19 protein-coding genes are annotated in these 18,914 nt (G+C 70.0%); 9 read left to right on the top strand and 10 right to left on the bottom strand.

Going from position 1 to position 18,914, the window contains the following annotated elements; translation table 11 throughout:
* Window positions 1–108 precede the first annotated feature (108 nt).
* Both ACFY2X_RS28350 and ACFY2X_RS28345 read right to left on the bottom strand, forming a co-directional pair.
* Window positions 109–768: a DUF5667 domain-containing protein gene (locus ACFY2X_RS28350; RefSeq protein ID WP_389943630.1), complete on the bottom strand. Its 660-nt coding sequence runs from the start codon at window positions 766–768 to the stop codon at window positions 109–111.
* A gap of 130 nt (window positions 769–898) precedes the next feature.
* Window positions 899–1,543, bottom strand: a complete 645-nt coding sequence (locus tag ACFY2X_RS28345; RefSeq protein ID WP_389943627.1) for a sigma-70 family RNA polymerase sigma factor — start codon at window positions 1,541–1,543, stop codon at window positions 899–901.
* A gap of 204 nt (window positions 1,544–1,747) precedes the next feature.
* Between ACFY2X_RS28345 and ACFY2X_RS28340 the strand changes: the two genes are divergently transcribed.
* Window positions 1,748–3,460, top strand: a complete 1,713-nt coding sequence (locus ACFY2X_RS28340) for an antibiotic biosynthesis monooxygenase (RefSeq protein WP_389943624.1) — start codon at window positions 1,748–1,750, stop codon at window positions 3,458–3,460.
* Here ACFY2X_RS28340 and ACFY2X_RS28335 read toward each other — a convergent pair.
* Complete coding sequence (locus ACFY2X_RS28335) at window positions 3,450–3,698, bottom strand: glutaredoxin family protein (protein ID WP_389943621.1); 249 nt, start codon at window positions 3,696–3,698, stop codon at window positions 3,450–3,452. The genes ACFY2X_RS28340 and ACFY2X_RS28335 overlap by 11 nt on opposite strands.
* A 363-nt stretch (window positions 3,699–4,061) precedes the next feature.
* Here ACFY2X_RS28335 and ACFY2X_RS28330 point away from each other — a divergent pair, with 363 nt between their 5' ends.
* The 7 genes from ACFY2X_RS28330 (at window position 4,062) to hemL (ending at window position 12,190) form a co-directional block, all read left to right on the top strand.
* Entirely contained in the window at window positions 4,062–4,769 is a 708-nt protein-coding gene (locus ACFY2X_RS28330; protein WP_389943618.1) for a redox-sensing transcriptional repressor Rex, read from the top strand.
* A 94-nt stretch (window positions 4,770–4,863) separates the two neighbouring features.
* Entirely contained in the window at window positions 4,864–6,186 is a 1,323-nt protein-coding gene (locus ACFY2X_RS28325) for a glutamyl-tRNA reductase (protein WP_389943616.1), read from the top strand.
* The gene (gene hemC, locus ACFY2X_RS28320; RefSeq protein ID WP_389943613.1) at window positions 6,183–7,103 is read left to right on the top strand and encodes a hydroxymethylbilane synthase; all 921 of its coding nucleotides are present in this window, start codon (window positions 6,183–6,185) and stop codon (window positions 7,101–7,103) included. The genes ACFY2X_RS28325 and hemC overlap by 4 nt, the downstream gene beginning before the upstream one ends.
* Entirely contained in the window at window positions 7,100–8,680 is a 1,581-nt protein-coding gene (locus tag ACFY2X_RS28315; RefSeq protein WP_389943610.1) for a uroporphyrinogen-III synthase, read from the top strand. The genes hemC and ACFY2X_RS28315 overlap by 4 nt, the downstream gene beginning before the upstream one ends.
* Window positions 8,681–8,803: 123 nt before the next feature.
* A complete protein-coding gene (hemB, locus tag ACFY2X_RS28310; protein ID WP_389943607.1) occupies window positions 8,804–9,790 on the top strand; it encodes a porphobilinogen synthase in 987 nt (328 codons plus the stop codon).
* Window positions 9,791–10,139: 349 nt separating this feature from the next.
* A complete protein-coding gene (locus ACFY2X_RS28305; RefSeq protein ID WP_389943604.1) occupies window positions 10,140–10,781 on the top strand; it encodes a bifunctional DNA primase/polymerase in 642 nt (213 codons plus the stop codon).
* A 113-nt stretch (window positions 10,782–10,894) separates the two neighbouring features.
* Window positions 10,895–12,190: a glutamate-1-semialdehyde 2,1-aminomutase gene (gene hemL, locus ACFY2X_RS28300; protein WP_389943601.1), complete on the top strand. Its 1,296-nt coding sequence runs from the start codon at window positions 10,895–10,897 to the stop codon at window positions 12,188–12,190.
* A 214-nt stretch (window positions 12,191–12,404) separates the two neighbouring features.
* Here hemL and ACFY2X_RS28295 read toward each other — a convergent pair whose 3' ends face one another.
* Window positions 12,405–13,130, bottom strand: coding sequence for a TetR/AcrR family transcriptional regulator (locus ACFY2X_RS28295; RefSeq protein WP_389943598.1), 726 nt, complete (start codon window positions 13,128–13,130; stop codon window positions 12,405–12,407).
* 95 nt (window positions 13,131–13,225) lie between these two features.
* Between ACFY2X_RS28295 and ACFY2X_RS28290 the strand changes: the two genes are divergently transcribed.
* A complete protein-coding gene (locus ACFY2X_RS28290; protein WP_389943595.1) occupies window positions 13,226–14,734 on the top strand; it encodes an FAD-dependent oxidoreductase in 1,509 nt (502 codons plus the stop codon).
* A gap of 10 nt (window positions 14,735–14,744) precedes the next feature.
* On the opposite strand, the gene ACFY2X_RS28285 is transcribed toward ACFY2X_RS28290, so the two are convergent.
* The 6 genes from ACFY2X_RS28285 to ACFY2X_RS28260 all read right to left on the bottom strand — a co-directional run bounded on the left by ACFY2X_RS28285 (window position 14,745) and on the right by ACFY2X_RS28260 (window position 18,167).
* Window positions 14,745–14,909 (bottom strand): hypothetical protein, encoded by a 165-nt coding sequence (locus tag ACFY2X_RS28285; RefSeq protein WP_389943592.1) that lies wholly within the window; start codon window positions 14,907–14,909, stop codon window positions 14,745–14,747.
* Window positions 14,910–14,957: 48 nt separating this feature from the next.
* The gene (locus ACFY2X_RS28280) at window positions 14,958–16,250 is read right to left on the bottom strand and encodes an MFS transporter (RefSeq protein ID WP_389943589.1); all 1,293 of its coding nucleotides are present in this window, start codon (window positions 16,248–16,250) and stop codon (window positions 14,958–14,960) included.
* On the bottom strand, window positions 16,247–16,786 hold the full coding sequence (locus ACFY2X_RS28275) for an ArsR/SmtB family transcription factor (protein WP_389943586.1): 540 nt from the start codon (window positions 16,784–16,786) through the stop codon (window positions 16,247–16,249). Before ACFY2X_RS28275 ends, ACFY2X_RS28280 begins: the two co-directional genes overlap by 4 nt.
* Entirely contained in the window at window positions 16,779–17,111 is a 333-nt protein-coding gene (locus tag ACFY2X_RS28270) for a hypothetical protein (protein ID WP_389943583.1), read from the bottom strand. The genes ACFY2X_RS28275 and ACFY2X_RS28270 overlap by 8 nt, the downstream gene beginning before the upstream one ends.
* Window positions 17,112–17,165: 54 nt before the next feature.
* Window positions 17,166–17,630: a YdeI/OmpD-associated family protein gene (locus ACFY2X_RS28265; RefSeq protein ID WP_389943580.1), complete on the bottom strand. Its 465-nt coding sequence runs from the start codon at window positions 17,628–17,630 to the stop codon at window positions 17,166–17,168.
* 123 nt (window positions 17,631–17,753) lie between these two features.
* Window positions 17,754–18,167 (bottom strand): VOC family protein, encoded by a 414-nt coding sequence (locus ACFY2X_RS28260; RefSeq protein ID WP_389943577.1) that lies wholly within the window; start codon window positions 18,165–18,167, stop codon window positions 17,754–17,756.
* Window positions 18,168–18,914 lie beyond the last annotated feature (747 nt).

Here is an 18,914-nt window from a genome sequence, read left to right as displayed (position 1 = left end):
CTCGATGTCGCAGTAGCCGCCTCATAGCACCTCAGCTTATCCGGCACACGCGGACAGACCGGTGTGCATCGCGTGTGGGGAAGGTGACGTTTTGCACTGTCGCGACCGCTATTCGGATGGGGCCAGCCCCTCGATGTAGACGAGGTAGCCGTGGGCCCGGCGCTGGTCCTCCACGTCCATCTTGGGGATCATCCCCTCGATCTGGTTGCGTTGTTTCTGGACGAAGCGTTTGAGCTGGCCCGCGCTGGCGGCGTCGCGGCGCCGTACCCGGGTGAGGGAGGTGACCGCGGAGCGGGTGGTGTCCTCCATCGCCTGAAGGGTCTCTCCGATCAGGCGCTCCTTGCGCCGGGGGGAGCCGAGGAGTTCCTCGACCTCGTGGGCGCGCGTCTCCGCGTAGCCGAAGGAACGGCCGGCCCGCTCGGCGTCGTCGGTGCTCAGGTGGAACAGCGTGCTCTCGGCGGCGCGCTTGAGCGGATAGAGCGTGTCGCCCGGCATCGACCGGTAGGTCGCCACGCCTGCCACGATCATCGTGACCACCAGTCCCAGGCTCAGAAGCCGGGGGAACAGGCCCACGCGTGGCCTCGGCCGTACGGGGGCGGTCCGCTCGGCGGGGAGATCCTCCTGCGCGGGCATGGCCACGAGACGCTCCCGGAGCTCGGCGCGGAACTCCGGCCGGGGGGCGCCCTTCGCCCGGGCGCCGATCGTCGACATGCGATTCTGGATGTGCGCCTGCGATCTGCGTGAGATTCCGGGCAGCCACTTACCCATGAACGCTCCCTGCCGCCCCCAGATCATGATCCATTGGTGCCACTTGCCTAACGACGGCCAGGCACGCCAGGTTACGCGACGCGCCGCCATCGGCACGGCAGGTCGGCGCCGGCCCTGAGCCGGTCCGGCGTCAGCCCAGGTCGGAGGGGAGCGCGCGGGCGAGCGCCCGGATCGCGCGAAACTGCAGCGCCTTGATCGCCCCGCTCTTCTTGCCCATGATGAGCGCGGTCTCCGCCAGTGACATGCCGTGCAGGAACCGCAGGACCACGCACTCCTGCTGCTCGGCGCCAAGATCGCGGACGGCGCTGAGCACCCGGTCACTGATCATCGCGGTGACGACGGCGTTCTCCGGGATGTGCGGGCCGTCGAGGGGGGTGTCGATCACCTCGGCGGTCGAAACCTCAAGGCGGTACCGCCCGGACTTGAAGTGGTCGGCGATCAGATTCCTGGCGATGGTCACCAGCCAGGCCCCGAAGTCGCGCCCCTGCCAGGTGAAGTCGGTGATCCGGCGGAGCGCGCGGAGGAAGGTCTCGCTCGTCAGGTCCTCGGCCAGCGGATGGGATCCGACCCGGAAGTAGATGTAGCGGTAGACCAGGTCGAGATAGCGGTCGTAGAGCGTGCCAAACGCGTCCGCGTCTCCGGTTTTGGCTCGCAGAACGAGCCTCCGGAGATCTTCCGAGGCGTCCTCGCGCGCGGCGAGCTTGGTGCTGTGGGTGGACTGAGCCACCCCGGCTGCGGTGGGGAGGTGCCCGGCGAACGGCCACGTGTCTGGCATCCGGTATCCCTGTGGGGGAGGGGGAGCGGCGTGCTCGAACACTCTAGGAAACCAACGGGAAATTCCACAATCCGCTTGAGGATGTCGTGACTAGGGGTAATCGGCCGATACCGTATTGGGCCGGTTGTTTCGGACCGGTCCCGGAGGCTGACTACCAGTTCGGCTACCGGTTGGGGGGTAATGTCCGGCAGCATTGGAGCCACCATGGAAGTCCTTGTCGCTGTCATCGCATTCGCCGGCGCATTGCTCGCAGCCATCGCCACCGTCGCCCTCATCGGCAGACTCCGCAGTGAGCCCAAGGGTTGGCTGGTCGCCTGGAGCTTGACGACGGCGGCGCTCTGCCTGTCACTCGGAGTAATCGCCACCGGTCACCTGATGGGTTTTGGGACAACGACATTTCGCGTTTACCAGTTGACCGGCTCCCTGCTGGCCCCGATCTGGCTGGCCGTCGGAACCGTTCAACTGCTGGCGCGGAAGTCCCCGCCCAAGTTCGCCTCCTGGCTCGTGGGCATCGCGTTCACCATCGTCGCCTCGGTGATCATGGTGGTCGACCCGATCGTCCAGGACAACCAGTTCGCCAAGACGCTTCCGCTCGGCAGTCGCCACTGGGGGCTGGTGCCGACCTACCTGCTCTGGGCCGCTCACGTGGCCGTCGCGCTCATCCTGCTGGCGAGCCTCGTGCTCGCGGTCCTGCGCTGGCGTGGCGGTGACGACTACGACGCCGACAACATGCACGCGCTCCTGGTGCTCGGCCCGACAGGGCTCGCCCTGGTCGGAGCGGTGAGCTTCGCGGTCCCGGGGATGTTCGCCGTGCTCGTCCTGTGCGTCACCGCCGCCGCGGTCTGGTACGCCGTGCTCCGCCCGCTCGCGCCCTACGAGGATGAGGACGACGAGGACGACGCGGACGACGACTGGGAGGACCGCCGGCCGGTCGGCCGCCGCGCCGCCCCCGGAAAGCCGCCCCAGGACGTGCAGGTCGCCGGCCGCCGCGTCCTGGCCGAGGAGTCCCCGCGCAGCTCCGGGCTCGGTGATCTGGTGGCCGAATACCGTGCGGGCGAGCGGGAGGTCGACTACGCGGCGCGCATGCAACAACCTCCCGCCGAGGGCGACCCGTTCGGCGGCCCCGCCACTGGGACCTTCATGGCGGGGGAGTACGGCATGCCGGCCCCCGGCCAGCCCTCAGGTGGTAACGAATACACCCTGCCGCCCCCGGTGACCGGCCAGTTCGGCATGTCGTCCCCCGGCGGCCCCGCGACCGGCGAGTACAACGTCCCGCTCAACGAGTACGGCACGCCCGGTCCCAGCACCGGCGAGTTCGCCAGGCCCGAAGCGCCCGGGGCCAGCCTCAAGCCCATGCCCGCCGATCAGGCGTTCGGCGCCCCGCCGGGCTACGGAAACGCCCCCGGGCCGGGCTTCGGCGGCACCGCCCGTCACGGCCAGGCCCCCGGGTTCGACCAGGGGCTCGACCAGGGCTTCGGCGGAGCCCGCCACGGTCAGACCTTCCCCGGGGCCGGAGACCCGCTCGGGGTCGGTTCCCCGTATCCGGGAGCGAGCGTCGAGCAGCCGGGCGGATCCGCACGTCCGTCGCCGAGCATCTTCGGCCTGCTGACCGTGTTCACCTTGATCGACGGGGTCGGTGAGATGTTCGACCGGTTGGCCGAGGAGACGCTTGAGGCCGTCCGCCACTCCGAGCCCGACACGCTGGTCTACGTGTGCCACTCGGTGAAGTCGGCCCCGCTCCAGCGCATCATCTACGAGCTCTATCGCGACGAGATCGCCTACAACGACCACCAGCGTCAGCCCCACGTGGAGCGTTTCGTCAACGAGCGGCAGAACATGGTGCTCGCCACCAACGTGATCGAGCTCAACGTGAACGCGGCCAAAGTGATGCCGCTTCCGACGGCCTTCAGGATCTGAGCGCGGCGCGGAGGCGGTTCTCGTCGACGCGCCAGAAGTCGTGCTGGACACCGTCGATCAGGGTGACCGGGATCATCTCCCAGTATTTGGCCTGGTCCTCCTCGGAGGCGGTGATGTCGCGCTCCTCCCAGGGGACGCCCAGTTCGGCGGCGACCCGCTCGATCACCGTCCGCGCGTCGTCGCACAGGTGACAGCCGGGCTTGCCGAGCAAAGTGATGCGATGGTCCTGCGGTGCCATGTCCGCCACGGTAGCCGAGTTGTGAGCGTGCGCGGACGGTCCCCCTCTCGCGGGCGGGGAGCACCGCGGACGGCATCGCGGGCGAGGAACACCGCGGACGGCATCGCGGGGAGCATCTCTCCGCAAGCAGGGAGAAACCCCTCTGAGGCCGGTCGAGTTACGCTTCTGGAGCCGGGGGAGTGGTCCTTTTCCCAGCCGGGAAGCGACGAGGAGGGTGCCCGCCACCGGCGTCGCGGCCGATGCTGCGAGCCCCCACTTTGTGCACCGGTTCACAAAGGGACTAACCTGAATGACAGTGGCCTCACCTCGTCATCCGTCGCGTCCGGGCCGCGCCGGCCGCCTGTCCCCCTGGAGCTCCGGCACGTGATCCGCCGTCTATCCCAAGCTCGAGAACGTGGCATTCCCGAGGCGACCGTCGCCCGGCTGCCGCTCTACCTGCGAGCGCTCAACGGCATGTCCGAGCGAGGTCTGGCCACCGTGAGCTCCGAAGACCTGGCCGTCGCGGCCGGTGTGAACTCGGCCAAGCTCCGCAAGGACCTTTCCCACCTGGGTTCCTACGGCACCCGCGGGGTCGGCTACGACGTCGAATACCTGATCTACCAGATCTCCCGCGAGCTGGGTTTGACCCAGGACTGGGCCGTTGCAATCGTCGGAGTGGGTAACCTCGGTCGTGCGCTCGCAAACTACGGCGGATTCGTCTCCCGTGGGTTCCGGGTAGCCGCGCTTCTGGACGCCGACCCCGAAGTGGTGGGCGACCGTATCGCGGGATTGAATGTGGAGCACATCGACGAACTGGAAGCCGTGATAAGGCGGCGGGGAGTGTCGATCGTGGTGCTCGCGACGCCGGCGGCGGCGGCCCAGCAGGTGGCCGACCGGGTCATCGCCGCGGGAGTCACCAGCATCCTGAACTTCGCCCCCGTCGTGCTCACTGTGCCTGAAGGCGTCGATATCCGTAAAGTCGACCTATCGATTGAATTGCAGATCCTTGCGTTCCATGAGCAGCGCAAAACGGATCGGATGACTGGGGGGCCCGCGATGGCCGAGGAGTGGCCCGAGGCGGTGGACTTGTGAGCGAGCGCGACGAGCGAGTCCGAGGACACCGCGTTTCTCCGAAGAACGCGGGAGGCCGGGCACGTCCACGTCCACAGAGCATCGAGGAGGGCCGATGAGCGTTCTCGTTGTCGGCCTGAGCCACCGGACGGCTCCGGTGGCCCTGCTGGAGCGGGTGTCGGTCTCCGGCGACGCGCTGGTCAAGCTGCTCCACGATGTCCACCGGGACGCCTGCGTCGCGGAGGTCATGGTCGTCTCGACCTGCAACCGGGTCGAGGTCTATGCCGCCGTCGACCGGTTCCACGCCGCGGTGACCGCCGTCTCGGAGCTGCTCAGCATCCATTCGGGTGTTCCCATGGAGCAGCTCGGGAGCCATCTCTACGTGCACTACGAGGACCAGGCCGTCGAGCACCTGTTCTCGGTCGCCTCGGGCCTGGACTCGATGGTCCTGGGCGAGGGGCAGATCCTCGGCCAGGTCCGCTCGGCCCTCAAGCTCGCCCAGGACGAGGGCACGCTCGGCCCGACGCTCAACGAGCTGGTCCAGCAGGCGCTGCGGGTGGGCAAGCGCTCCCACACCGAGACCGGCATCGACCGCGCGGGAGCCTCCCTCGTGGGCGTGGGACTCACCCTCGCCGAGCGCACCCTCGGCCCGATCCAGGACAAGCGCGCCCTGGTGGTCGGCGCCGGCTCGATGAGCGCTCTGTCGGCCGCGACCCTTCAGCGGGCGGGCGTCACCGACATCGTGGTGGTCAACCGGACCCACGAACGCGCGGTACGGCTGGCGCAGACGGTGGGCGGCCGGGCCGCCGAGTTCGGCGAGCTGACCCGCGAGCTGGCCCAGGCCGACCTGGTCATCTCGTGCACCGGCGCCACCGACGTGGTCATCACCGCGGACATGGTGGTGGCCAGGGAGATGTTCCTGCTCGATCTCGCGCTGCCGCACGATGTGGACCCCGCCGTACGGCAGGTGCCGGGCATCACCCTCGTCGACCTTGAGTCGATGCAGGAAGGCGCGGTCGACACCGGCACCGACGACGGCGGGCGCGCCGAGGCGGTCACCGCCGTGCGGGAGATCGTCACCAAGGAGGTCGCGTCGTATCTGTCGGCCGAGCGCGCGGCGCGGGTGACACCGACCGTGGTCGCGCTGCGGAGCAAGGCGGCGGACGTGGTCGAGGCGGAGCTCGGGCGGCTCGTCGCGCGGGTTCCCGAGCTCGACGGGCGGACCCGGGACGAGGTCACGCAGACGATCAGGCGTGTGGTCGACAAACTGCTCCATGAGCCGACCGTGCGTGTCAAACAGCTCGCGGAGTCTCCGGCAGGCGATCATTATGCGGAAGCATTGCGTGAGCTGTTCAATTTGGATCCGAAGGTCCCCGATGCGGTGAGATGTGTCGAGATACTCGGCACCGAGACGAGCAAGAAGGAGGTGGGCAGGTGAGCAGTGTTTCTCCTCCGCTCAAGCTGGGCACGAGGCGCAGCGTCATGGCGACGACCCAGTCGGGCCTGGTCGCCGCCCGGCTCACCGAGCTGACCGGCCGGGTCGTCGAGCTCGTCGGCGTCACCACCTTCGGCGACGTCACCAAGGCCAACCTCACGCAGCTCGGCGGAACGGGCGTCTTCGTCAGCGCGCTGCGCGACAAGCTGATCGAGGGCGCGATCGACTTCGCGGTCCACTCGCTGAAGGACCTTCCCACCACGCAGGACCCCCGAGTGGTCATCGCGGCGATCCCGCCGCGCGACGACCCGAGAGACGCGCTGGTGAGTACGGCGAAGCTGGCCGACCTGCCGGCCGGCTCGAAGATCGGCACGGGCTCCCCCCGGAGGGTCGCCCAGCTCCGGGCGATCCGCCCCGACCTGGACTACGTCCCGATCCGCGGCAACGCCGACACCCGGATCGGCAAGGTCACCTCCGGTGAGCTGCAGGGCGTCGTGCTGGCCGCCGCCGGGCTCGGCCGCCTGGGCCGCGAGTCCGAGATCTCCCAGATCTTCGAGACGGAAGAGATGCTGCCGGCCCCCGGGCAGGGCGCACTGGCCGTGGAGTGCCGGGCCGACCGAGCCGACCTCATCGAGCTGCTGAGCGTGCTCGACGACGCCCAGACGCGCACCGCGGTGACCGCCGAGCGCGTGGTGCTCAACGCGCTGGAGGCGGGGTGCGCGGCTCCGGTCGGCGCCTACGCGGCCGAGCACGGGCAGAAACTGATTCTTACCGCCGCTGTTGTCGCCATTGACGGCAAACGGGCGGTGCGCAAGTCCGCCGCCGGGACCCCTTCGGCGCCCATGGATCTCGGCCGCGGCCTCGCGGCCGAGATGATCGCCGAAGGGGCAGGCACGTTGATAGGGGAGCAAGCACATTGAGCTCCGGAAGTACCACCTTCGAGCCCCCCACCGGGTTCCTCGCCTTCGTGGGCGCGGGGCCCGGTGACGAGGGTCTGCTCACGCTTCGTGGCGCCGACCTGCTTTCACGGGCCGACCTCGTCGTGCTCGACCAGGAGGCGTACGGCGGGCTGCTGCGCCACTGCCGTAAGAACGTCGAGGTCGTCGACGCCGCCGAGGAGGGCGCGGTCTCGCTGAGGGCCGTCACGGCGGCCAAGGACGGGCGCGGTGTCGTACGGCTCTGCGCGGGCGACCCGATGTTCTTCTCCTCGATCACCGAGGAGGTCGCGGCCTGCGCCAAGGCGGAGGTGGACTTCGAGATCGTGCCGGGTGTGCCTCCGGCCACCGCGGTGCTCACCTACGCGGGGATCCCCGCCGCGGTGTCGGTGCCCGAGTTCCGGGTCGTGGACGCGACCCAGGTCGCCGACTGGTCCAACCACGCGGCCGCCGCGGGCACCCTGGTGATCTACAACGGCGTCTCCGAGGCCGTCGCGATCGGCAAGGCGTTGATCGCGGCGGGCCGTCCTGACTCGACGCCGGTCGCGATCAGCAGCGCGGGCACCACCACCGAGCAGTACACCGTCGTGACCACCCTCGGCCGGATGGCGCCCGACCTCAAGCACGCCGGGATGAGCGAGCCCGCGCTGATCGTGGTCGGCGAGGCCGTCGGCATGCGTGACCGGCTGTCGTGGTTCGAGACCAAGCCGCTGTTCGGCTGGCGGGTGCTCGTCCCCCGGACGAAGGAGCAGTCGGCCGGGCTGGTCGATCAGCTGCACTCCTACGGCGCCGTGCCCGAGGAGGTCCCCACGATCTCCGTCGAGCCGCCGCGCACCCCGCAGCAGATGGACCGGGCGATCAAGGGCCTGGTCACCGGCCGCTACGAGTGGGTGGCCTTCACCAGCGCGAACGCGGTCAAGGCCGTGCGCGAGAAGTTCGAGGAGTACGGCCTGGACGCCCGCGCGTTCGCCGGGCTCAAGGTCGCGGCGGTGGGCGACGCCACCGCGCGGGCGCTCGTGGAGTTCGGCGTCAAGCCGGACCTGACGCCCTCGGGCGAGCAGTCGTCGGAAGGCCTGCTGGCCGAGTGGCCACCGTACGACTCGATGCTCGACCCGATCAACCGGGTGCTGCTGCCTCGGGCCGACATCGCGACCGAGACGCTGGTGGCGGGGCTGACCGAGCTCGGCTGGGAGTGCGACGACGTGACCGCCTACCGGACCGTCCGTGCGGCGCCGCCGCCCGCCCCGATCCGGGAGGCCATCAAGGGCGGCGGGTTCGACGCGGTGCTGTTCACCTCGTCGAGCACCGTGCGGAACCTGGTCGGCATCGCGGGCAAGCCGCACAACGTCACCGTCATCGCCGTGATCGGCCCGCAGACCGCCAAGACGGCCGAGGAGTTCGGGCTCCGTGTCGACGTGATGGCCGACAAACCATCGGCTTCGGCCCTCGCGGCCGCGCTGGCGGAGTATGGTGCGAAGCAGCGGCAGGCCGCACTTGAGGCCGGAGACGTTCCCCGCAGGCCCTCCCAGACCCGGCGAGGAGCCCGGCGCCGCGCCAAGTAACCTGGAACTGTCGCGAACGCCCGGCGAGCGAGGCGTTCGCGATGGCTTCCGCGAACTCAGCGAGCCAATCCGAACACGGTCCCCCGGTTCCTGATCCCCTGTGACCGGGGGGAGGGAGACACGATGACCGCCCAGTTCCCCGTCGCGCGCCCGCGCAGGCTTCGCCGTACGGCACCGATGCGCCGAATGGTCGCCGGAACCAGGCTGGACCCGGCGGAGCTGGTGCTCCCCATGTTCGTCAAGGAGGGCATCAGCGAGCCGAACCCGATCGGCTCGATGCCCGGGGTGTTCCAGCACACCCGTGACTCGCTGCGCAAGGCCGCCCACGAGGCGGCCGAGGCGGGCGTCGGCTCGCTGATCCTGTTCGGTGTGCCCGCGGTGAAGGACGCCCGCGGGTCGGCCGCCGACGATCCGGACGGGATCGTCCAGCAGGCCGTCGCCGACCTGGTCTCCGACATGGGCGACACCATGGTCGTGATGACCGACACCTGCCTGGACGAGTTCACCGACCACGGGCACTGCGGCATCCTGACGCCCGAAGGCGAGGTCGACAACGACGCCACCCTGGAGCGTTACGCGGCCGCCGCGGTGGCCCAGGCGCGAGCCGGATCGCAGGTCATCGCGCCCAGCGGCATGATGGACGGCCAGGTCGCCGCGATCCGCGCGGCGCTGGACGCCGACGGTTTCGGGCAGATCCCGATCCTGGCCTACTCGGTGAAGTACGCCTCGGCGTTCTACGGGCCGTTCCGGGAGGCGGCCGAGTGCGCGCCGCAGTTCGGCGACCGCAGCGCCTACCAGCAGGACCCGGCGGGGTCGGTCGGCGAGGCGCTGCGCGAGGTGCGGCTGGATCTCGCCGAGGGCGCCGACGCGGTGATGGTCAAGCCCGCGATGGCCTACCTCGACATCCTGCGCCAGGTGCGTGACACGGTGGACGTGCCGGTGGCCGCCTATCAGGTCAGCGGGGAGTACGCCATGATCGAGGCCGCCGCGGCGAACGGCTGGATCGACCGGAATCGAGTGATCATGGAGTCACTGATCGCTATCCGCCGAGCCGGGGCGGACATGATTCTCACCTACTGGGCGACCGAAGTGGCCAAAAGACTCCGATGAGACCAGTGGCACATATCGAGAACTGGGGGTTTGCCGCTTGGTCTTGTGGTCTGTGCGTTAGAGTGCGAGAACCGGTGCGGATGTGTCCCCAGGTGACGTAGACCCTGGCTGTCTCACTTCCCTTGCTAGGGCGTGTCCCACGGATCTCTGTTCTACTGCGCGACGCCCAGACGGCGCCTCGCGGCGTCGCCGCCCGTAGCCTCCCGCTATGGGCGGCTCCTCCGCTCTGCGAGGCATCGTCTGGACCGCCGCTCCCGGCGAACGAGCTCCACGGAACACGCCCTGACCAGAGTGTGGATATGTCATCGCATCCGGGGGCACCCGGGATGGGCAGACGACGGAGGACACAATGGTGGGGGTACCGCTGGCTCGTCGTGGCAGGCGACGCGCGCATCCGAAGCAGACGATCGACTCCGTGCTGGAGTACGCCGCCCTGGGCTGGGCGAGCTGTCCCGGCGCGCGACCGTTGCGGGGCGGCTCCCGCGCCTGTTCCTGCGACCGCATCGGCTGTCCCGACCCGGGAGCGCACCCGCTCTCGCGCGCCTGGCAGATGCAGGCCACCAGCGACCCCGCCCTCCTCACCCACTGGTGGCAGCGGGAGCCCGAGGCGAATGTGATCCTCCCCACGGGCCGGGTCTTCGACGTCTTCGACGTACCGCTCGCCGCGGGGCTCACCGCCCTCGCTGCCATGGACTCCGCCGGATTCGCGGCGGGCCCGGTCGCCGCGAACGGCGACCGGGTGTTGTTCTACGTGGCCACCCGCAACACCTCCGAGGACGAGGACGAGTGGTGGTCCTGCCCCCTCGACTACGGCCCGTCGACCATCGACGAGATGCCCGGCCTGCGCTGGCACTGCCGTGACAGCTACGTCCTCGCCCCGCCGTCGATCCTGCCGACCGGCCAGCCCGGCTCGTGGCTGCGCCCCCCTGACGGGCGCCCGCTGCCCGACCCGCTCGCCGTCCTCGACCGGCTCGCCGACGTCTGCGACTAGCCACCTGTCTCCTCCCCGCTCCTTCCGTCCCTCCCGTTCTTCCAGGACAGGGCGGGAGTCGGTCACCTCGCCCGCGCGGTGAGACTGCCTCCGCCGTGACTACCCTGGAGGACGTGACCCGTACTGAGAACTCCGAGGACCTGTTCGCCCGCGCCCGTGAGATCGTCCCGGGAGGCGTCAACTCTCCGGTCCGCGCCTTCGGCGCCGTCGGCGGCACTCCCCGCTTCATGGCCTCCGGCCAGGGGCCCTACATCACCGACGTGGACGGCAACCGCTACGTGGACCTGGTCTGCTCGTGGGGCCCGATGATCCTCGGGCACCGGCACCCGGCCGTCGTCGAGGCCCTGGAGGAGGCGCTGCGGGCCGGCACCTCGTTCGGTACGGCGACGCCCGGCGAGGTCGAGCTCGCCGAGGAGATCGTCGACCGGATGGCCCCGGTGGAGAAGGTCCGCCTGGTCAACTCGGGCACCGAGGCCACCATGTCCGCCGTACGGCTGGCACGCGGCTTCACCGGCCGTTCCAAGATCGTCAAGTTCGCCGGCTGCTACCACGGCCACGTGGACGCCCTCCTCGCCTCGGCCGGGTCCGGCCTGGTCACCTTCGGCCTGCCCGACACCCCGGGCGTCACCGGCGCCTCCGCCGCCGACACGGTCGTACTGCCCTACAACTCGATCGAGGCCGTGACCGAGGCCTTCCAGACCTTCGGCTCGGAGATCGCGTGCGTGATCACCGAGGCGTGCCCGGCCAACATGGGCGTCGTCCCGCCGCTGGACGGGTTCAACGCCAAGCTGCGCGAGCTCTGCACGGCGCACGGCGCCCTGTTGATCCTCGACGAGGTGCTCACCGGTTTCCGGGTGTCGGAGGCCGGATGGTACGGGCTGGACCCCGTGGACGCCGACCTGATGACCTTCGGCAAGGTCATGGGCGGCGGCCTGCCCACCGCCGCGTTCGGCGGCCGCGCTGACGTGATGGCCCACCTCGCCCCCGAGGGCCCGGTCTACCAGGCCGGAACCCTGTCCGGTAACCCGCTGGCCTGCGCCGCGGGTCTCGCCACGCTGCGCGCCTGCGACGACGAGGTCTACGACCGGGTCGACGCCGCCGCCCTGATCATCGGCCGGGCCGCCGCCGACGCCCTGGCCGCTGCCGGGGTGCCGCACCGCCTGCAGCGCGCGGGCAGCCTGTTCTCCATCTTCTTCACCGAGGACCAGGTCACCGACTTCGCCGGGGCCCAGAAGCAGAACACCGCCGCCTACCGGGCCTTCTTCCACGCCATGCTCGACCAGGGCGTCTACCTGCCCCCGTCGGCCTACGAGGCCTGGTTCCTGTCGGCCGCCCACGACGACGAGGCCCTGTCCCGCATCGCCGAGGCCCTCCCCGTCGCCGCTAAGGCCGCCGCCCAGGCCTCCTAGGGTTTCGCGGATCGCCGGTCATCCGGCACGGCCCGCGCATGGACCTCGCCGCGCTTTCGCGCCGCGCCCGTCCATGCGCGGGCCGTATTCGTTCGCGCCGCGCTCCAAATCCTGGCCGTGTTCGCCTGGGCCGTGCTCCGAACCCTGGCCGCGTTCGTCTGAGCCGTGCTCCGAACTCGGGTTGCGGGACCTCGGCCACATCCCTTCGCCTGTGTCAGCTGCCGGGGTCGCCGTCCCGTAGCCGTCTGGCGATCCCGTCGAATATGCAGTCCAGCCCGAACTCGAACCGCTCCTCGAAGGTGCGGTCCTCGGCCTCGACCACCCAGCGGGCGAACCGCGGGTAGGCGCCGCTCTCGACGACCTCGCGGATGTAGGGGGCGACGCTGGCGCGCCACTGCTCCTCGGTCATGCCGGTACGGCGCCGCGTCTCCTGCTCGGCCACTTCCCGCGAGACTGCGCCGAGGACGTAGTCGCTGACGAGGGAGATGACGTCGGCGGCCAGGGTGATGTCGGAGGTCAGCCCTCCGGCCGCGGCGATCGCGATGTCCATCTGGCGCAGGGAGTTGGGTCCGAGGGCCGGGCGGGTCACCATGACGGAGCCCAGCCAGGGGTGGCGCAGGAGCACGGCCCGTTGCCTGCGGGCGACTTCCTTCACGTCGGCGCGCCAGTCGCCGGACAGGGGCGCCGGCACGTCCTCGCCCTGCGTCGCGTCGATCATCAGGTCCAGCAGTTCGTCGCGACCGGCCACGTAGCGGTAGAGCGAGGTGGTGCCCGAGTCGAGGTCGGTCGCGACGCGCCGCATCGTCAGGGCGTCCAGTCCCTCGGTGTCGGCGATGCCGATCGACACCGTGACGATCCGCTCGACGTTCAGCGCCTGCCGCCGGGGCTCGCGCCGCTCCCGGCTCCACACCAGCTCGGGAGCTGTTTTCTCTTCACCCATGGCGCACATCGTATCTATGTGGGAACATCGTTCCCGAAGCCGGGAACGATGTTCCCACATAAGGGAACGTTGTTCCCATGCCTTGAGGAGAAGACATGACTGAAGTCCTGATCGTCGGAGGTGGCACGGTCGGCCTGAGTGCCGCGGTGTTCCTGGCACACCACGGGGTCCAGGTACACGTGGTGGAGCGCGAGGACGGCCCGCAGATCCACCCCCGCGCCACCGGCATGGGCATGCGAACCATGGAGATGATGCGAGAGGTCGGCCTGGACCGCGCCGTGAACGCGGTGGCCGTCGACATGTCGGCGGGCAACCTCGGGAAGATCTCCGCCGAGACGCTGGCCGCGGCCGGGCTGCCCTCGCTCCCCCCGGGGCCGGCCCGCGCCCAGACGAACGCCGCGATGCCCTACACCCCGGGCGTGATCCGCGGTCTCTGTCCGCAGAACCGGCTGGACACGGTCCTGCTGCCCGCGGCCCGTGAGCGCGGCGCGATCGTGGAGTACGGTGCCGAGCTCGTCTCCCTCGAACAGGACGGCGAAGGGGTCACCGCCCACCTCTCCGACGGCAGGACGATCCGCGCCGACTACCTGGTGGCCGCCGACGGCGTCCGCAGCCGGGTGCGCTCCGCGCTCGGCATCACCACCTCGGGCCCCGGCAACCTGGGCGAGCCCCTGACGAACACCCTGTTCCACGCCGACCTGAGCGAGCTGACCGGCGGGCGCGCCTTCGTCAACTGCAACATCACCCACCCGGACGCGCCGGGACTACTGATGACCATCGACAACGAGAAGGAATGGACTTTCCACACCGGAGGGGACGTCGAGCCCACCCCCGAGCTGATCCGCACCGCGCTCGGCGCTCCGGACCTGGAGATCGAGATCCTGAGCACGCTGCGCTGGCGGGTCAGGGCTCTGGTCGCCGACCGTTTCGCCGACGGGCGCGTGTTCCTGGTCGGCGACGCCGCGCACGTCGTGCCGCCGCTGGGCGCCTTCGGCATGAACACCGGCGTCGCCGACGCCCACAACCTGGCCTGGAAGCTGGCGCTGGTCCTCCGCGGCGAGGCCGGACCCGCCCTGCTGGACACCTACGACGCCGAGCGCCGCCCGGTGGCGCAGCTGACCATGGAGCAGGCGGTCCTGCGGCTGGCCGACCCGAGCCTGCACTGGGACCCCGCCCAGGTGGAGGCCCGCGCCAAAGCCGGCGCCGTCAACGCCCCGATCGTCCACCTCGGCTACCGTTACTCTTCAGCCGCCGTGATCGGCCCCCGGCCAGAGCTTCCCTCCACCGAGGACGTCGCCCTCGACCTCGACGGCTCCCCGGGCTCCCGCGTCCCCCACGCCTGGACCGCCGAGGGCGTCTCAACGCTCGACCTGGTCAGGTCTCGCTTCACCGTCCTGACCACCCCCGAGGGCGATGTCTGGCTCGACGCCGCCGCACGCCTGGGCCTCGCCGCTCACACCGTCGCCCTGCCGGAGATCCCCCGGGGCGGAGCGCTCCTCGTCCGCCCCGACGGCTTCATCGCCTGGCGCGCGGAAGACGGCACCTCCGGACAGCTCGAAGCCAACCTCGCCCGCCTGCTGGGCCGTACCGGCGAAGACGCCTGAGAAGGCCCTTCTAGCGGGGCGGCTTGTCCAGATCGATGTCGACGGGGAAGGGGACCGGGACGGTCAGCCGCCCGTGGTGGATGCCGGTGAGGACGCGCTGGTGGGAGCGGGGGTTGAGCAGCAACCGAGCGGTCAGTGGCGTCAAAGCAGCTTGCGGGGCTCGGCTTGTCGCCACTGGCCGTTCGATGAGGGTGGAGGTGTTGTGGCCTGCAAGCGATGACCATTACCTGGATGCGGTTTGTACAGCGATCTCTTTGGCGGGGCGCTGGTCGGCCGGGTCGGCTTCCGGGTGCGTGTTGCGCAGTGCGGCCTCGACACGGCGGTTGCTGGTCATGGTCGCGGTGACGGCGGTCATGGTGAGGAGGAGGCCAGCGGCGGCGTACAGCGGGGTGCGCAGGTCGTAGGTGTTGGCCAGCCAGCCGCCGAGGAAGGCGCCGAACGGGGCGGCGCACATGGCGAGCATGCGGGAGGTGGAGGCGACCCGGCCCATGAGGTGGGCCGGGACGATGGCCTGCCGGAGGGAGGGTCCGAGCACCATCGTGGCGCCCATGCCTGCGCCGCAGACGGCGAGCGCGATGCCGGCCACGTACGCATTCGGCGCGGAGGCAAGCCCCAGGATGGCGAGGCCCTCGATCGTGGCGGTGCAGGTCAGCGCGGTGCCGGTGCCCAGGCGCCGGCCGAGGAAGGAGGCGATGCCCGCGCCGAGCAGGCCGCCCGCGGCCTCCGCGGTGAAGAGCAGGCCGAAGCCGAAGGTGTCGATGCCGAGACGTTCGCGGGCGAAGAGGGCCAGGACGGTCTCCACGGCGAGGAAGGCGATGTTCCCGACCGCCGGACGGAGCGCGAGCCCGAGCAGCAGCCGGTCCCGGAAGACGTAGGAGGCCCCGGCCCGAGCCTGCCGGAGCAGCGACTCGCGGGCGCTTGCGGCAGGCCTCGGCACGGCGGGCAGCGACCGCACGAGCAGTGCGGACAGCGCGAACGACACCGCGTCGGCGAGCAGCGGAACCGAACGTCCGAGCGCGAGCAGCGCACTGCCCGCGGGTGGCCCGGCGAAGCCGGACGCTGCGGTCTGGGCGCCGCGCAGGCGAGCGTTGGCGCGCTCCAGGAGCGCGGGGTCACGGCCGAGCAGATCCGGCAGGTACGCCGTGGCGGCCGTGTCGAAGAACAGCCCGCCGAGGGCGAGCAGGAACGCGACGGCCGCCAGCAGCGGGATGCTCAGCACGTCGAGCGCGGCCGCCGCAGCGGGTACGGCGAGCAGCACCGCACGCGCGGCGTCCGTGACCCACATCGTGCGGCGGCGGTCCCAGCGGTCCACCAGCGCACCGCCGAGCACCCCGAACAGCAGCCACGGCAGCGTCCCGGCGGCGGTGACGACCGCGAGAGCCATCGGATCCCGAGTCAACGTCAACGTGAGCAACGGCAGCGCGGCATGCGTCACCCCGTCGCCGAGCGAGGAAACCGTCTGCGCGGTCCACAGCCGCCCGAACCCGGCAGGCAGGTTCCTTGAACCCAAGGTCACGAAGACTCCTTCCCCGCCTGCTCCCGAGCCGCCAGCCGGAACAGCGCGAAGGCGAGCGACGCCGCCGGTAGTGCCGGATCCGACAGCGCCTGGTACTCATCCGCCAGCGCCTCCAGCCGCGCCCCCAACTCCGCGAACTGTTCATCGGTGAGCCGCAGATGCGCCATCCGCACGTGCCGCTCACCATCCGCCGGCGCCGCCTCCAGGTCCGCCACCGCATGCCGCATCAGCACATCCGGCTGCCCCGGAACCGGATCCGGCAGGACGATCTGTCGCGCGGCCATCGCGTAGTACCGCTCGGTGACCCCCCGGACCTTCCGCGTCCGCACCACCTGCACCAGCCCGGCACGCTCCAGCAGCCGCATGTGATAACTCGAACTGCCCTTCGCCAGGCCCACCTGTTCGGCGATCTGCGTGATCGTCGCAGGCTCGGCACGGAGCACGGCCATAATCCGGTGTCGCGTGAGATTGGAGACAGCACGCAACTGCTCGTCAGTGGAGACGTGAAACGTCTCTGGAAGATCGTTGCTAGACATGCGGACAATGGTCAACGATTCTTGACCATTGCGCAAGGGGTTTATCTCGGATCGCGAACCTATGACCGTCGGGCGCGAGGAGCCCTGATGGGCCAGCCGGGTCTGGAGCGTCGCGGCTCACCGCGTGGGTTCGTGCGGGGGCGGCGATCGAGGTGCCGTGGTCGGTGTAGGCCGACCGCACGTCGGCGAGCCGGTCGCCGGTGAGTGCGGGTGGCCGGCCGCGGTAGCGGCCCTCGGCTTCGGCGGCGGCGACGCCTTCGGCGGTGAGTTCGTTCTGCAGGTCGCGTTGGAACTGGCCGACGGCGGTGATGACTCGGACGATCACACTCAGGTGAACGGAGGCTGCGGCCCAGTTCCTTCACCAGTTCAGGGTTCTCGTTCAGCCCCGCAGGGTGGAGATGGCCTTCTCGATACGCCGCTGACGTGTTTCGGGCTTCTTCGCGCTCTCGATTGCATGCACGTGCTCGCGCTTGTGGCTGTACGCAAGATTGTCGTACGCGGCGCGAGCGACGGGGTCGTCGTCCAGGGCGCGGGCGAAGTCCTCTGGCTCGACAACGACGCGCGGCTCGGTGTCGAGCTCCAGTTCGACCTCGACCTCGTCGCCGATCGCAACACCCGCGGCCCGCCGGTTGGCATTGCTGAGGCCGAGCAAGTGGCGGCCGCGCAGGAGGGCGACCCGGCTCTTCCAGGAATGCCCGTTGACTGTGATCGTCACCGGCGGCCGCGTGCCCCCGCCGAGCGCTGCTACCACCTCGGACGGAACTTCTAGACCCCGCATGGGCTCAGGTGGCTCAACGTAGGCCCGAAACTTCATGATCTTCTCCTGTTTGTCCTGCCGGTTCACCGTGGATCCCGCCCGCCCGGCTCCGATCGCCGCTCCCGCTTCCCGCACCCGGGGTCACAGCAGTCCGGGACGGCAGCGGCACGGGCCCCGTCGTCCCGGACTGCTGTGAGACAAAGATCGCGGCTACTCCGCGTAGGGCTGGTCGGTTCCTTGGGCGCTGTAGCCGAGACTCCAGATGTAGCCGTCCGGGTCGGCGAAGGTGCCGCCGTACCCGCCCCACGGCAGAGCGCCGGCGGGCTTGAGGATCGTGGCGCCGGCCTTCTCGGCCTCCGCCATGATCTCGTCGACCCGCGTCTCACTGCGGACGACGTAGGTCAGAACCAGTCCGCTGAAGCCGCTGCCTTCCTGGTCCGTGCCCACCTGGTTGGCCAGGCCTTCACGGCCGTAGAAGCCGACGGGCGAGGCGCCGTCCGACTCGAAGAACACCGAGATGCCGAAGTCGCTCTGGATCTTCCAGCCGAGTCCCTCGGTGTAGAACTGCTTGGCCCGGTTCATGTCCCGGACGCCAAGAAGGATCGAGCTGACGTGTGCCTTCATGTCTTACTCCTTGTGCATGGGGGGTTATGTGGTGCATGGGTGGTTATGTGCCCGGCCGGGCATCCAGGCAGGGCCCGGACGCCACCCCGGTGCGTGTGTTCGCCGGTGAAACTGGTCGCGAGCGCGGTGCTCACTGGTCCTGCCGATGCCTGCGGGGGTTCAAGCCGATCTCCTGATCACCGGTCCGGTAGCCGACGTAGTAGACCTCGTCCACGTAGGGCTCGACCCCGATGAGCGGGGTGAACACCTCCTTGGCCTTGGTGAGGTCACTGACCGGCTAGATGATCATCTTCGCGGTCGGCACGATGTCTCCGCTCTCCTTGTCGCCGTTGTGAACAACGGTATGGATCGCGGTGCGTCGGCGATGAGACCAGAACGCGCCACGAACGGATCCGAATCCGCCAATGCATACCCTAGGGGGCTAAGCGTGACGAAAGGGTCTATGCCCCCTATGTGGTGCGCCTTGTCCTCGAAGTGGCGAGAACCGCGGGTGTCTCTGAGGAGGAGCTCAAGCGTCTCCCCGGAGTAGGTGTCCTCGACCAGGAGGGCATCCGCGTGCCGACGAAGATGCTGACGCGCGTCTGGGAGACGGACACGGGACCGGCCTCCTGTTCAGGAGCCTCCTGTTCAGGGGCCTAAGTGGCTGTCAGCACTCGTCGACGACCTGGCCGTTCAGGGCGGTGGCGTCCTTGGTGAGGGCCATGGTCAGCGGCGCCTCCGGGAAGGTGGGCAGGGCGGCGAACGCGG

The sequence above is a fragment of the Streptosporangium sp. NPDC000396 genome, assembly GCF_042898655.1.
Classification (GTDB): Bacteria; Actinomycetota; Actinomycetes; order Streptosporangiales; family Streptosporangiaceae; genus Streptosporangium.
Note: the sequence above shows the minus strand (reverse complement) of the source record. Positions and strands in the feature narration are given on the sequence as shown.